This is a genomic window from Kingella sp. SNUBH-2017 (assembly GCF_028680565.1).
Classification (GTDB): Bacteria; Pseudomonadota; Gammaproteobacteria; order Burkholderiales; family Neisseriaceae; genus Kingella_D; species Kingella_D pumchi.
In genome coordinates, this window is sequence record NZ_JAPHVK010000015.1 from 36,155 (window position 1) to 50,290 (window position 14,136).

The window sequence follows — 14,136 nt, forward strand, 5'->3', positions numbered from 1 at the left end:
AAAATGAAATTTACCTTGTTTAAGAAACTGATAGCCGAATGGCTGTTGTTTTGGCTGCTGGCCGTGGCCGTATTTGGCGGCGGGCGTTTGGTATTGTTTTACCGCCATACCGACGAGGCGTTGCGGCAGCAGTTTGGCGCCGATTTGGCGCCGATGTGGCTCAAAGGGCTGCTGTTCGACATCAAAATGGTTTCGCTGACCGTGGCGGCTTTTGTGTTGGTTGCCCTGCTGGCTCTGTTCAGCCGCAAACTGACCGCAGCCGTTTACCGGGCCAACCGCTACGGCCTGCTGGCGGTGCTGGCGCTGTTTGCCGCGCTGACGGTGGGCAATGTGTTTTATTACGGCGTGTACGACAAGCCGTTTGATGTGTTTGTGTTCGGGCTGGTCGAAGAAGATACGGCGGCGGTGCTGAAAACCGTCTGGTCGGATTTTCCGGTGCTGCGTGCCGTAGCGGCACTGGCGGCGGCGATGCTGGTGCCGGCATGGCTGTTCGGCCGCCTGCATGAGCGCTTAAAACCGTCCGCAACGCCAGCCTCATCCCCGTCATACCGCACTTGGGCGGGCAATACCCTAATCGTGCTGCTGCTTCTGGCTGCCTTAACGGCGGGAGGACGCGGCTCGTTCGGCAAGTTTCCGCTGCGCAAGTCTTCCGCGCAGGTATCGCCCTCAGCCACGCTGAACAAACTGGTGCCCAATCCCGTTACCGCCCTTTCTTGGGCGTGGTCGGAATACCGCGCCGGCAGCCAATTCCGGCCGGTTAGCGATGAGAAAGGCAGGGAGCTGTTTTCCGCCATGCTCGGCCATGCCGTTGCCGCCCCGCAGTGGCGCGAATTGGAAGCGGTAACGCCTGACAATCCGGCTGTGGCTGCGGGGCGGCCGAATGTGGTGTTCGCCCTGATGGAAAGCATGAGTACGCATATGATGCAGCTGGACAACCCGCAACGCGACCTGCTCGGACGGCTGCGGCCTCATTTTGCCGAAGACTGGGTGTTTTACCGTTTCGTCTCCGAGGGCAACGGCACCAGCGACAGCCTGCACCGCCTGTTTGTCCGCAGCCCGCTCAACAACATCAGCCAAACTGCCGCCAAAAACAAAACCTTCCCCGGCAATATGTTCGAGCCGTACATCAAAGCAGGCTACCGCGTGGTGTACATCACCGCCGGCAACGGCGGCTGGCGCGATTTCGATAATTTCACCAAGCACTTGGGCGTACACGAATTTGTCGATGAAACCGCGCTGAAACACCGCTACCCCGAAGCCGAATCGGGCGCGTGGGGCGTGGCCGACGGATATATGTTCCGCTACGCCGCCGAAAGGCTGGAGCAGGCCGCACGCGACAAACAGCCGGTATTTATCTTTATGATGTCGGTAACCAACCATCCGCCCTACCACCTGCCCGCCGGCATACAGCGGCAAAACTTCGCGTTCAGCCAAACCGAGATTGCCCGCTTTGCCCAGCTGGGCGGTGAAGAACAAATCCGCGAAGTATTCAATACCTACCGCTATGCCAACGACGAGCTGGGTGCCTTTATCAGCCGCGCCAAAGCCGAAGGGAATACCATCATAGCCGCCAGCGGCGACCACAATATACGCGGCGTCGGCTATCCCGATGCAGGCGAACTGGCTTTGGGCCATGCCGTGCCGCTTTACCTGTACGCACCGCCGGCCTACCGCGGCCACACCCGCTATGACCCGCAGCGCGTCGGTTCGCATAAAGACATCATGCCCACCCTGTACACACTGAGCCTGTCGCAGCGGCCGTATTTCCGCACCGGCTGCAATCTGCTGGGCGAAAACCCGTCCGACAACCCATGGTGCAGATACGGTTACAACAGCGAAGCCACCATCCTGCCCCAAGGCGTGATCGATCCGGCAAACGGACAGTTCCACCCGTGGCAGGATGAGAAAAAACTGCTGTCTGCCGCCACCGCCGCACCGCTTCCGCCCGAAGCCGCCGCCGTCGCGGAGCGCAGCAAAAACTACGGTGCGTTTCTCGACTGGATGATCAACCGCGTGGCCACCGAGGGCAAGAAACAGCCTTAGCCGCAAACGGCGCAGGCCGTCTGAAAACTATTCAGACGGCCTGACCTTCTTCTGAGAACTGGCCGCATACCCCAAGCCCGCGCAGCCGCCCGAAAACGCTTAAACGCCCGCCGGCCGCATCTGCTACCATCCGGCTGTTTTTCAGGCTGCTTTCCCGTCGCTAAAAGGCAGCCTGAAAACTGGTTTTTTCGTTTTCAGGCTGCCTAAAACACATTTGCACAGTCTGGTTTTGGCTTTGCAACTTTGCTTTCAGGCTGCCGCTCACTAATCCATCAGGAGAAAAACTATGGCCACCCCACTCAGACAAATCCGCGCCGTTTACACCGACACCACCATCCGCGTGTATCAGGCATACAGCGATGCCATTGCCGATTCCGCGTTGGCGGCGGGGCGGTTTGTATCGCCGCCGTTTAAAATGGAGCGCATGACGTGGATCAAGCCGTCTTTTTTATGGATGATGTACCGCGCGGGCTGGGGCGGCAAAGACGACAACCAAAAACGCATTTTGGCGATAGACATCAGCCGCAGCGGCTTTGAATGGGCATTGCGCCACGCCTGCCTGAGCCATCCGCCCGCAGGCATGGACAACGAAACATGGCAGCAAATGAAAGCCGCCCACCCCGTCCGCATCCAATGGGACCCCGAACGCAGCCTGAAACTAGACCCCCTGCCGCACCGTAGCATCCAAATCGGGCTGACCGGCGAAGCCGTGCCGCGCTATGTAAACGAATGGATACAAAACATCAGCGAAATCACCGATTTGGCGCAGGAAATCCACGCGCTTGTCGCCCAAAACAACCTCGCCGCCGCGCAAGCCCTGCTGCCGCCCGAGCGCGTTTATCCTTTTGACTGGGAGACGGATTTTCAGGCAGTCTGAAAACGTATTTTGCCCTGCCGCTTAGGTTTGGCTGAAACGCGCTTTGCTTGTTTTCATGCTGCCTAATCAATTCCCCCCAAAGGCAGCCTGAAAACCGTTTTGCCCGTTCAGGCTGCCTTGGGGAACACATCAAAGGCAGCCTGAAAAGCCCGCAGCGGTGGTTTTCAGGCTGCCGCTTCGTTTACAATCAGACCGTTTGCCAACCATTTTGCAGGAGAAGACTGTGAAAACCCCCGCCCCCAAACCCGCCGTAAGCCCCGCCAAAGCAGGAAAAGCCCTGTTGCTCGGCACCATTGCGCTGATTGTCGTGCTGCTGCTGATTTTCATCCGCCCCTTCGCCCGCATCGACACAGGGCAGGTGGGCGTGGTGCGCACCTTCAACGGCAAAATCAACGACGAGCCCGCCAATGTGGGCTGGCACACCACCTTCACCAGCCGCATCGACAAATACACCGTCAAAGAAATCCCCGTGCAGCTGCAAGATTTGCGCCCCACCACCAAAGAAAACATCTCCCTGCGCGATTTGGATTTTGAAATCCAATATTCCGTCAATCCGATGAAAGTGCCGATGATTGCCGCCAAATATTCCAATATGAACGGCTACGAGCAAAACAGCAAAATCTACATCCCCGCCTATATGCTGGTGGAAAAACAGGCAAAATCCGTTTCCGCCGACGCGGTTTCCCGCTTTGAAGCGCTCGCCATCAATTCCAAACGCAACGAATTGGAAAACATCATCCGCACCAATCTGCAAAAAGACTTGGACGCCAACGACCCAGACACCTTTATCGTGAGCCGCGTAACCATTTCCAACCTGCTGCCCGACGAGAAAATCCAAGAATCCATCCGCATGATTGCCGATTCGGAAAACCGCAAGCAGGTTGCCATCAACAAGCTGGAAATCGCCAAAACCGAAGCCGAAGAAAACCGCGTGCGCTCGCAGTCGCTGGACGACAAAATCCTCGCCGAGAAAACGCTGGAAGCGCTGATTAGAATGGGCGAAAAAGGCAACGTGGTCGTGGTGCCGCTGGATTTTAAAGGCACGATTATGACCGGCACGGGCGGCGCCCATGCGCCAAACAGCCCCGCGCGTTCGCAATAGGCGGGGCGGCGTTTCAGGCTGCCTTGCAGACGGCATCAGAGGCAGCCTGAAAACGTTGCCAAACCTGCAAACGATGGCGCGTCGGCGGCTCGCCGACAGCATGCCAAGCGGCAACACCTTATTGAATACGCCAGCCGTTGCCGCGCCATTTCGGTTTTCAGGCTGCCTATCCTCCCGCCCCAAAAGGCAGCCTGAAACCCAAAAAACAAGGAATCCTCCCCCATGGCAAAAGCCCCCAAAACCATCTACCGCTGCACCGAATGCGGCGGCACCGTACCCAAATGGCAGGGCAAATGCCCGCATTGCGGCGAATGGAACACCCTGCAAGAAGACATCGCCGCGCCCGAGCCGAAAAACGCGCGTTTCCAATCGTGGGCGGCAGACAGCGCGCAAGTGGTGGATTTGTCGCAAGTGAGCGCGGTGGAAGTGCCGCGCCAGCCCACGGGCATGGGCGAGCTGGACCGCGTGCTCGGCGGCGGCTTGGTGGACGGCGCGGTGATTTTGCTCGGCGGCGACCCGGGCATCGGCAAATCCACCCTGCTGCTGCAAACCGTCGCCAAAATGGCGCAAAGCCGCAAGGTGTTGTATGTGTCGGGCGAGGAATCGGCGCAACAAGTTGCCCTGCGTGCGCAGCGGTTGGGCGTGCAAAGCGAGGGCATCCATCTGCTGGCGGAAATCCGCTTGGAAGCCGTTCAGGCTGCCTTAAAGCAGCATCAGCCCAAGCTGGTGGTCATCGATTCCATCCAAACCATGTATTCCGACCAAATCACATCCGCCCCCGGCAGCGTGTCGCAAGTGCGCGAATGCGCCGCGCAGTTCACCCGCATCGCCAAGCAGCTGGGCATCGCCATGATATTTGTCGGCCACGTTACCAAAGACGGCGCCATCGCCGGCCCGCGCGTGCTGGAACACATGGTGGACACCGTGCTGTATTTTGAGGGCGACCAGCATTCCAACTACCGCATGATCCGCGCCATCAAAAACCGCTTCGGCGCGGCAAACGAATTGGGCGTGTTCGCCATGACCGAGCAGGGCTTGAAAGGCGTATCCAACCCGTCGGCGATTTTTCTGGCAAGCTGGCGCGACGACGTGGCGGGCTCCTGCGTGCTGGTAACGCAGGAAGGCAGCCGCCCGCTGTTGGTGGAAATTCAGGCGCTGGTGGACGACGCCCACGGCTTCACGCCCAAACGCCTCAGCGTCGGCTTGGAGCAAAACCGCCTTGCCATGCTGCTGGCCGTGCTCAACCGCCACGCGGGCATCGCCTGTTTTGACCAAGACGTGTTTCTCAACGCCGTCGGCGGTGTGAAAATCGGTGAACCTGCTTCCGATTTGGCGGTGATTTTGGCGATGGTGTCCAGCTTTCGCAACAAGCCGCTGCCTGAAAAAATGGTCGTGTTCGGCGAGATTGGTCTCAGCGGCGAAGTGCGCCCCGTCTCGCGCGGGCAGGAACGGCTCAAAGAAGCGGAAAAACTCGGCTTCAAACGCGCCATCGTGCCCAAAGCCAACCTGCCGCGCAACGCCAAAGAGTTTCCCAAGCTGCAAATCTACGGCGTGGAGCGGCTGGACGAAGCGGTGCAGCTGTGCCGCGATTTGGCGGACGAATAAGCGTATTGGCAAACAGTCTCAGGCAGCCTGAAAGCTGCATTTGCCTATTTTCAGGCTGCCTTTTCAGACAGCATCAAAGCAGCAGCCCCGCCCGAAAGAAAACCCCATGCGCCCCCTAATCACAGCCCTTATCCTGCTCGCCGCCTGCACCGATTCCAATCCAAACATCCACGAGCCGCCCGCCATGACCGCCAGCCCCAGCCAAGCCCCCAACCAAACCGAACAGCCCAACGGCAAAACCCTGCTGCAACAAGCCCGGCAGCAATACGACGATTACTACAAATACCAAGCCGCTTATCTTGCCTACCAAGCCGCGCAGGCGGGCGAAACCCTGCCGCCGCATCTGGCCGAGCTGGCAAAAAACTACCAACCCGACGCCCCCACCGTCACGCCGCAGTATTTTGACCTTTCACCGCAAGACCTTGCCACCGTAACCGCCCAAGCCGAGCAAGGCAGCCGCAAAGCCGCCGCCCGCCTTGCCGAGTATTACCAATTTGCCGCCCACGGCTTGCCCGACCTGCCCGAAGACGAACGCGAAGCCAAAGCCGAATACTGGCAAAAACGCGCCCAAGAAATACAGGCAAAATAGGCAGCCTGAAAAGCATCTTTCAGGCTGCCTTAGGGGGTGTTGACATTCGGCTTTTGAAGCGGATTTTCCGTCAGAAAACGGCAGATGCAAGGTAAAAATGCGAGCCTATGCCGCCCATAGGCGAGTATTTTTAACGCGGCAGATGCCGTTTTCTGACGGAAAAGCTGCCAAAACGCCGATTGTCAACACGCCCTAGTAATCAGGAAAAAACCATGACACCGCTTGATTTCATCGACCGACCGCTGGATGCGCTCCGCCAGCCCGACCCCGCGCTGATTTTTGACGTGGCGGAACTGTCTGCACCGCCTGTGCGCAAACGGCTGCTCAAAGCCCTGTTGCGCCGTCTCAACAAGCAGACCGTGCACCACGACGAACTGCTCGCACACACCGCCTACGCACTCGCCGCGCTGTCGGGCAAAAAACGGCGCAAACGGCTCAAACTGGCATTGCGCTGCTTTTCCCGCGTCGCACGCAGGCAGCCTGAAAACGGTTTCGCACAGATTTACCTTGCCTACACGCTGTACGACTTGAGCAGGTTCAAAAGCAGCCTGAAAGCCCTGCGCCGAATCCCCAAAAACCACTTCGCCAAACACCGCCAACGCTGGCGCGATTTGGAACGGCGCCAATTGGAAATCTGCTGCCTGCTGCGGCTGGACAAAACCCGCCGCCTGCCCGCGCGGCTTGCCGGTTTGCTTGAACACACCGCCCGCGCCAAACCAATCGACTGCCCGTTCCCCGAAGCACTCGTCGCCACCTTGCAACTGCTGGCCCGGCGCGCCCGACCACCGCGCAAATAACGCAGGCAGCCGCGCAACCTAGGCATCATGCCCGCCCCGCCAAACCCCGTTTCAGGCTGCCTTGATGCCGTCTGAAACCCAAAAGGCAGCCTGAAACCCCACCACGTCCCACCCCAAAAGGCAATCCCATGAAAAAAAACCTCATCCTCCCCCTCCTGCTCGCCCTATCCCTCCCCGCCCCCGCCGACCCTATCGACGACTTCGCCCAAGCCGAGCGTGAGCGGCAAAAAATCCCCGGCATCGCCGTCGGCATCTACCGCAACGGCGAAATCGTCAAACAACAAGGCTACGGGCTGGCGAATGTCGAACACCAAATCCCCGTGTCCGCCGACACCGTGTTTCAGACGGCCTCCATCGGCAAAATGTTCGCCGCCGCCGCCGTGATGCTGCTCGTGGAAGACGGCAAAATCCGCCTCGACCAATCCGTGCGCGCCTACCTGCCCGAAGCCCCCAAAAGCTGGCAGCCCATCACCATCCGCCACCTGCTCAACCACACCGGCGGCATCGGCAACACCGAAACCGACTGGCAGCAAAACAGCAGCGAAAAACACATGCTGCGCCGCATCTACGCCGCCCCGCTGCAATTCAAACCCGGCAGCCGCTGGGCATACAGTAACAACGGCTACGCCGTGCTCGGCGCCGTCATCACCCGCGTCTCTGGCAAACACTACGGCGAAATCCTGCAAGAACGCGTGTTCGCCCCGCTGGGCATGACTTCCGCCCGCGTTATCAGTGAGCGCGACATCGTCCCCCACCGCGCCGCAGGCTACGAACTGGACGACGCCGACGGCAGCCTGAAAAACCAAGAATGGGTCGCCCCCTATCACAACCAAACCGCCGACGGCTCGCTCTACCTCTCGCTCAACGACTACCGCCGCTGGCTCGCCGCCGTAGAAGCCCGCCAAATCCTCAAGCCCGAAAGCTGGCGCGAAATCTTCACCCCCGCCCGCCTGAACAACGGCGATACCTACCCCTACGGCTTCGGCTGGTCGCTCGTGCCCGCCCCCGACGGCAGCCCCATGAGCGGCCACCCCGGCGCATGGCAGGGCTTCAGCACCGAGCTGCGCCGCTACGAAGGCGATAACACCGCCATCGTCGTCCTTACCAACCTTGCCGGCGTCGATACCGAAACCATCATCGAAGGCATCGCCGCGCGCACCAACCCGCGCTACCAAAAAACCCACGCCCCCATCGCCGACCAGCACCCCGCCCTAACCCGCGACTTCGAACGCGTCCTGCAACGCATCAAACAAGGCAAACCCCATCCCGCCGTCCCCAGCGGACGCTTCAAACAACTGCACACCCAATTCGCCAGCGCAGGCAAATGCCAAGCCCAACCCACCCGCCACCAAAACAACGGCAACATCCAAGAGCGCGACTACCGCGTTATCTGCGAGCGCCGCGCGTTTGAAGGCAATGCCGATTTCGTCAAAGGCAAAACCGTGCGGCTGTGGTTGGAAGAGACGGCGGACGACAAAGCGCAAGGGCAATAGGCAGCCTGAAAACTCTGCTTTTCTAAACGGCGTCATTCCCGCGCAGGTCGGGTATTCATGCCCGACGTTGTGTAAACGAAACTTATCGGGCATCAATACCCAACCTACGGCGAAGCGCAGCAGAGTGGCGAAGTTAAAGCGTAAAATCCGCCTTTCAGGCTGCCTTTTTGCCCTCGCAATAATGGCAATGCGGCAAATAGGCGCTGGAAAATGTTTGGATAAAGTGCGCTTCGGTTTGGTACGCGCGCGTCGGTTGCCAATAACCTTGCGCCTGCACCCAGTCGTATATCGGCACGCCCAGCGGATAGGCGGTCAGCACGCCGCTGAGCTTGTGTTCGGCAATCCATTGCTCCGCCGCTTCCTGCGTGGCAAAGCAGCCTGAAACCGCGTTTGCGCCGTCGCCTTGGAACAGCCAAACCATTGCCGTTTCGTTCATTTTGATTCCTTCATTTGAATGCCTTAAAGGCAGCCTGAAAACAGGAAAACGCCGTTTTCAGGCTGCCATAATCTCTCCACCCCTTCATCCGGAGTGCCAGCATGCAACCCACCATTCTCCCCGCCCAAATCCCCGCCGCCATTGCCGCATCGCTGCGCCAACTCGGCGCAGTCATCGACCCATCCGCCACCGCGCCGTTGTACGCCCCGCTGCAAGCGCACGAGCCATACGCCGCCGCAGCCGTTACCCGCGACCAGTCTTTCGGCAGCCACCCGCTGCAACGCTTGGACGTTTTTACCCCTGCAACACCCGCCCCCGCGCCGCGCCCCATCCTGCTGTTTGTGCACGGCGGCGGCTTTATCCGTGGCGACAAGCGCAGCGCAGACAGCCCGTTTTACGACAACATCATGCTGTGGGCGGCAGGCAGCGGGCTGCTCGGCATCAACATCAATTATCGTCTCGCCCCCGAATATCCGTGGCCTGCCGCGCAACAAGACATCGCCGCCGCCCTGCTGTGGGTGCGGCATTACGCTGCCGAATATGGCGGTGACCCGCAGCGCATCATCCTGTGCGGGCACTCCGCAGGCGCGGCGCACATCGCCCAATATCTCGCCCACCCCACGCTGCGGTTGGGCAACGACGGCGTGCGCGGCGCGATACTGGTTTCGGGCATCTACGACACCGTTGCATTTGGCGACAACCCCGCCCGCCGCGCCTACTTCGGAAGCGACAGCGCCCAAATCGCCGCCCGCTCCGCGCAAACAGGGCTGTTGCAATGCGGCGTACCGCTGCTGATTGTCTGCGCCGAGTTGGATTCGCCCGAGTTCCACCAACAAGCCGCCGGTCTCGGCGTGCCGCACTATCTGCTGGCAGGGCACAGCCACATCTCGGAAATCTTTGCCGTCAACACGGACGACACCGCATTGGCAAACCTGATGCAAGCGTTTATCGCCGAACATGTTTGACAGCACAAGCCGTTTTCAGGCTGCCTGATCGGCGCGCCTGGGCGAAACAAATCACACGCACAAGCCCCAAAGGCAGCCTGAAAGGAACGCCCTATGCCATCCATCCATCTCTACCACCCGCTGAACACGCTCAAACCCTTCGGTCAAAACATCTGGATTACCGACGGCGGCGAAATCCGCATGGCGTTTCCGCTCGGCGTCAAAATCCCGTTCAGCACGCGCATGACTGTGGTGCGGCTCGCGGACGGCGGTTTGTGGCGCCACTCGCCCATCGCCCCCACGCCCGAGTTGTTCGCGCAAATCGACGCGTTGGGCGAAGTAAGGCATTTGGTCTCGCCCAACAAAATCCACTACGCCCACATTAGCGCATGGCAGGCGCGCTATCCGCAGGCGGTGGCGTGGGCAAGCAAGGGCGTGCGCGAACGGGCAGCGGCGCAGGGCATCGCCGTTGCGTTTGACGACGATTTGGGCGATACCGCACCAAGCGCATGGGCAAACGATTTGGCGCAGATGCCGTTTTCAGGCAGCCGCGTGATGACCGAAACCGTGTTTTTCCACCGCCCCAGCCGCACACTGATTCTCACCGACCTGATTGAAAACTTTGAAACCGCACATTTCCCCAGCCGCTTCTGGGCGGGCGTGATGAAGCTGACGGGCATCGCCGACCCCGACGGCAAAACCCCCGCCGACTGGCGCGCCACCTTCACCGACAAAGCCGCCGCCCGCGCCGGCCTCGCGCAGATCTGAAAAAATCATTCTGGCGCACGGGCGGTGTTACGGGCGCGATGCCGTCGCCGAATTGGAGCGGGCGTTTCGCTGGTTGGGCTAGGGTGAAACACAAAGCAGCCTGAAAAGCATCGGATTGCTTTTCAGGCTGCTTTTTATTGCTGCGCTGCCGAAGCGCGGCTACGCGTCGGTGCGGCCGAATACGGTCTGCAGGTGCTGGCGGTAGTCGGCCAGATAGCGCTCGACTTGCGGGTTTTTCATTACGTCGTTGCAGATAAAGGTGGGCAGGCGGCGCAGGCCGAGAAATTCGTTGGCTTTGTGAAAATGCAGATAGACGCCGTCCACGCCGACGCCTTCGAAGAAATCACCGGGGCGGGTAAAGGCTTCGATGGGGGCGTTCCAGGTGAGCGAGAGCATGTGGCGTTTGCCGTGCAGCAGGCCGCCGGTGCCGTAGCCTTCGGTGGGAGTGGCGCGGTGGCGGCCGTCGTTGGCCACCAGAATGTTGGCGCCGGCGGTGAATACGAGATCGACGTATTCTTTCACTTTCCACGGCAGTCCCATCCACCAGCCGGGCATCTGCCAGATAACGGCGTCCATCCACAGGAATTTTTCCACTTCGGCCTTGGGGTCGTAGCCGTTTTCAACCGAAGTTTCGCGCACGCTGTGGCCGAGCGCCGTGAGTTCTTCGCGCGCCAGTTGGTGCAGGGTGCGGTTTAGGCGGCCTTGCGAGTGGCCGAATACTTGGGCGCCGTCGATGAGCAAAATATTCATGTTGTTTCTCCGTTGGTGGTTTTCGCTTCGCAACTCCGCTTCGCTACGCAGGCTGCTTTTTATGTTGCCAAAGTGCTTTCAGGCTGCCTGAAGCGGGGCAGCCTGAAACTCAAATCGAATAGTCCATGCCCTGCAGAAACTGCTGGGCACGCTGGCTTTCGGGGCGGTGGAAGAAGATGTCGGGCGTGGTTTCTTCAATGATGCAGCCGTTGTCCATAAAGACGATGCGGTCGGCGACTTTTTCGGCAAAGCCCATTTCGTGGGTAACGATGAGCATGCTCATGCCGTCGCGGGCGAGTTCGAGTACGACGTCGAGCACTTCGCGCACCATTTCGGGGTCGAGCGCGGCGGTGATTTCGTCAAGCAGGATGACTTCGGGGTTCATGCACAGGGCGCGGACGATGGCGATGCGCTGCTTCTGGCCGCCGGAGAGTTCGCGCGGGTAGGCGGTTTTGCGCTCGTACAGGCCGACGCGTTTGAGCAGTTTGTCGGCCTGCGCTTCGGCTTCGGCTCTGCTGCGTCCTTGGGCTTTAAGGGGGCCGAGCAGGATGTTGTCGATCACGTTCATGTGGGCGAAGAGTTCGTAACTTTGGAACACCATGCCGACTTTCTGCCGCGCGGCTTCCCAGGGCAGGTCTTTGCCGAATTCGCCGGCGCCGTCCATGACGATGCTGCCGCCCTGCTTTTCTTCGAGTCCGTTCACGCAGCGCAGCAGGGTAGATTTGCCGCTGCCGGAAGGGCCGAGGATGACGACGACTTCGCCTTTGTGCAGGTCGAGATTAAGGGATTCGAGTATGGTTTTGTCGCCGTAGCGTTTGGTGAGCTGGCGGATGCTGAGCAGGAGTTTGCCGTCGGTGTGCATATCGGGTTTCCGTTTCGGATGGCAGTTTGGGGCAGCCTGAAAGGGGCTGCGGGTGGTTTTCAGGCTGCCTGAATGTTGTTTTCAGCTTAGGGGCAGCCTGAAAAGTGTTTTGTGGAATTTCAGGCTGCCTTTGGCTGATTGGTGATAAAAGGCAGCCTGAAAGTCAGCTTTCCCATTTGCGCTCGAGTCGGGCGGACAAGAGCGAGAGTGGGTAGCAGATCAGAAAATACAGCACGAAAATCAGGCCGTAAATCCACAGCGGGGCGTCGGGGTGGGTGAGCAGCGAGTTTTCGATAATCTGCTGGCCGACTTTGACCAGCTCGACTACGCCGATCAGGGCGGCCAGCGAGCTGGTTTTGACCATGCGGGTAAACAGGTTGATGGCGCCGGGCAGCACGCGGCGCAGCCCCTGCGGCAGTTCGATGTAAAAGAATACCTGCCGCCGTTTCAGGCCGAGTGCCAGCGCGGATTCGATCTGGTGTTTTTCAATCGAACCGAGCGCGCCGCGCACCAAATCGCCCATTTCGGCGGTGCCCCACAGTACGAATACCCAGATGCACACCCACAGGCCGCTCAAATGCACGCCCGTCCAGGCCGACAGGCTGAAATGCAGCGCAAACAGCCATACCAGTATCGGCACAATGCGGATGGTTTCCAAATACAGGCGGCAGGCAGCCTGAAGGGCGCGGTTTCGCACCCGCATCAGCACGCCAAACAGCGTGCCCAGCAGGCAGGAAAGCGCTACCGAAACCAGCGAAATCTGCGCCGTCAGCCACAGCCCGTGACCCAAACGCGCCAGATTCTGCCCCTGCATCAGCCAGTCAAACACCATATTTCGCCCTCCGCACGCGGTTTTCGGCGTAACGCGCCGCCAGCGACACCGGCAGCAGGATAATCAGATAGCTGAGCAGCAGCAAGAGCAGCGCTTCATTGGTTTTGTAGTCCATGCCGATAATGTCTTTGGTGACGAACATCAGTTCCATCACCGAAACCGCACCGATTACCGATGTTTCTTTCATCAGAAACAGCACATTTGCACCCACCGCCGGCAGCGCCACCGCCCACGCCTGCGGCAGCACCACATGGCGGAATATCTGCAGCGGCGTCAGCCCAATGGCTTTGGCCGCTTCGCTCTGCCCTTTGGGCACCGCCAGCAGCCCGGCACGCAGCGCTTCGGCCATATAGCTGCCGCCGAGAAACACCAGGGCAATCACGCCACAGGTAAAGCCGTCTAATTTGATACCGAGCTTCGGTAGGCCGTAATACAGGAAAAACAATTGGATCAGCAGCGGCGTATTGCGCGACAGCTCGACATACGCGCGCGCCGCCCGATACAGCGGCCGCACACGGTAGGCCGTTACCACCGCCACACCCAAACCCAGCAGCAGCGACAAGGCCACGCCCCACACGGAAAGCTCCAGCGTAACCCATGCCGCATCGGCAAAACGCGGTACCGCCTGCCAAAAATAAGACCAGTTCATTCGGGAAACCCCGTCCCGCGCGCAGGCGCGAATAAAAAACTGCGGATTGTAGAATACTCGTTTGCAGGACAAAAGAGATTGTCGTTATAAAGCTTATGCTGTGGCGTAACTTTCTTATTTCGGCGGTTCTTCTTCGCTACTGCTTGAAGTTGTTGAGCTGAATATTTGCTTCAGAAGTCCGAACAATAGCAAAAGGCAGCCTGAAAGCCGGTTTCAGCCTACCTTTACAGCGGGGCGGTTGTTGGATTTCCAAGCTGCCTTTCCGCAAGCAGAAACCCCCTGCCTATGATTTATTAGGCAGGGGGTATGAATAAGGGTTTGGCGGTGACCTACTTTCACACGGGAGACCGTACTATCATCGGCGCTGGTTCGTTTCACTGTCCTGTTCG

Annotated in this window: 14 protein-coding genes; 9 read left to right on the forward strand and 5 right to left on the reverse strand. The window is 59.5% G+C overall.

All coding sequences use genetic code 11. The annotated features are described in order from the left end of the window. Positions 1-3 precede the first annotated feature (3 nt). The 7 genes from OP500_RS10585 (at position 4) to OP500_RS10615 (ending at position 8,506) form a co-directional block, all read left to right on the forward strand. A complete protein-coding gene (locus tag OP500_RS10585) occupies positions 4-2,043 on the forward strand; it encodes an LTA synthase family protein (RefSeq protein WP_274070924.1) in 2,040 nt (679 codons plus the stop codon). Between the two features lie 286 nt (positions 2,044-2,329). Further along, a complete protein-coding gene (locus tag OP500_RS10590; RefSeq protein ID WP_274070925.1) occupies positions 2,330-2,920 on the forward strand; it encodes a DUF4291 domain-containing protein in 591 nt (196 codons plus the stop codon). A 223-nt stretch (positions 2,921-3,143) separates the two neighbouring features. Next, positions 3,144-4,022: an SPFH domain-containing protein gene (locus OP500_RS10595; RefSeq protein WP_274070926.1), complete on the forward strand. Its 879-nt coding sequence runs from the start codon at positions 3,144-3,146 to the stop codon at positions 4,020-4,022. Positions 4,023-4,244: 222 nt separating this feature from the next. Then, positions 4,245-5,627, forward strand: a complete 1,383-nt coding sequence (gene radA / locus OP500_RS10600) for a DNA repair protein RadA (protein ID WP_274070927.1) — start codon at positions 4,245-4,247, stop codon at positions 5,625-5,627. A 106-nt stretch (positions 5,628-5,733) separates the two neighbouring features. Beyond that, complete coding sequence (locus OP500_RS10605; protein WP_274070928.1) at positions 5,734-6,216, forward strand: hypothetical protein; 483 nt, start codon at positions 5,734-5,736, stop codon at positions 6,214-6,216. Positions 6,217-6,428: 212 nt separating this feature from the next. Further along, entirely contained in the window at positions 6,429-7,013 is a 585-nt protein-coding gene (locus OP500_RS10610; protein ID WP_238746338.1) for a hypothetical protein, read from the forward strand. A gap of 128 nt (positions 7,014-7,141) precedes the next feature. After that, the gene (locus OP500_RS10615; RefSeq protein WP_274070929.1) at positions 7,142-8,506 is read left to right on the forward strand and encodes a serine hydrolase domain-containing protein; all 1,365 of its coding nucleotides are present in this window, start codon (positions 7,142-7,144) and stop codon (positions 8,504-8,506) included. A gap of 154 nt (positions 8,507-8,660) precedes the next feature. On the opposite strand, the gene OP500_RS10620 is transcribed toward OP500_RS10615, so the two are convergent. Then, on the reverse strand, positions 8,661-8,942 hold the full coding sequence (locus OP500_RS10620) for a DUF7710 domain-containing protein (RefSeq protein WP_238746342.1): 282 nt from the start codon (positions 8,940-8,942) through the stop codon (positions 8,661-8,663). Positions 8,943-9,043: 101 nt separating this feature from the next. Between OP500_RS10620 and OP500_RS10625 the strand changes: the two genes are divergently transcribed. Next, entirely contained in the window at positions 9,044-9,907 is an 864-nt protein-coding gene (locus OP500_RS10625; RefSeq protein WP_238746344.1) for an alpha/beta hydrolase, read from the forward strand. 93 nt (positions 9,908-10,000) lie between these two features. After that, positions 10,001-10,654 (forward strand): DUF4336 domain-containing protein, encoded by a 654-nt coding sequence (locus tag OP500_RS10630; protein ID WP_274070930.1) that lies wholly within the window; start codon positions 10,001-10,003, stop codon positions 10,652-10,654. A gap of 159 nt (positions 10,655-10,813) precedes the next feature. On the opposite strand, the gene OP500_RS10635 is transcribed toward OP500_RS10630, so the two are convergent. The 4 genes from OP500_RS10635 to OP500_RS10650 all read right to left on the reverse strand — a co-directional run bounded on the left by OP500_RS10635 (position 10,814) and on the right by OP500_RS10650 (position 13,747). Further along, positions 10,814-11,404 carry an NAD(P)H-dependent oxidoreductase gene (locus OP500_RS10635; RefSeq protein WP_238746346.1) on the reverse strand — a complete coding sequence of 197 codons (591 nt, stop codon included), beginning with the start codon at positions 11,402-11,404 and terminating at the stop codon, positions 10,814-10,816. Positions 11,405-11,513: 109 nt separating this feature from the next. Next, the gene (locus OP500_RS10640; protein WP_238746347.1) at positions 11,514-12,266 is read right to left on the reverse strand and encodes an amino acid ABC transporter ATP-binding protein; all 753 of its coding nucleotides are present in this window, start codon (positions 12,264-12,266) and stop codon (positions 11,514-11,516) included. Positions 12,267-12,429: 163 nt separating this feature from the next. After that, entirely contained in the window at positions 12,430-13,098 is a 669-nt protein-coding gene (locus OP500_RS10645; RefSeq protein ID WP_238746348.1) for an amino acid ABC transporter permease, read from the reverse strand. Further along, on the reverse strand, positions 13,088-13,747 hold the full coding sequence (locus OP500_RS10650; RefSeq protein WP_238746349.1) for an amino acid ABC transporter permease: 660 nt from the start codon (positions 13,745-13,747) through the stop codon (positions 13,088-13,090). Before OP500_RS10650 ends, OP500_RS10645 begins: the two co-directional genes overlap by 11 nt. Positions 13,748-14,136 lie beyond the last annotated feature (389 nt).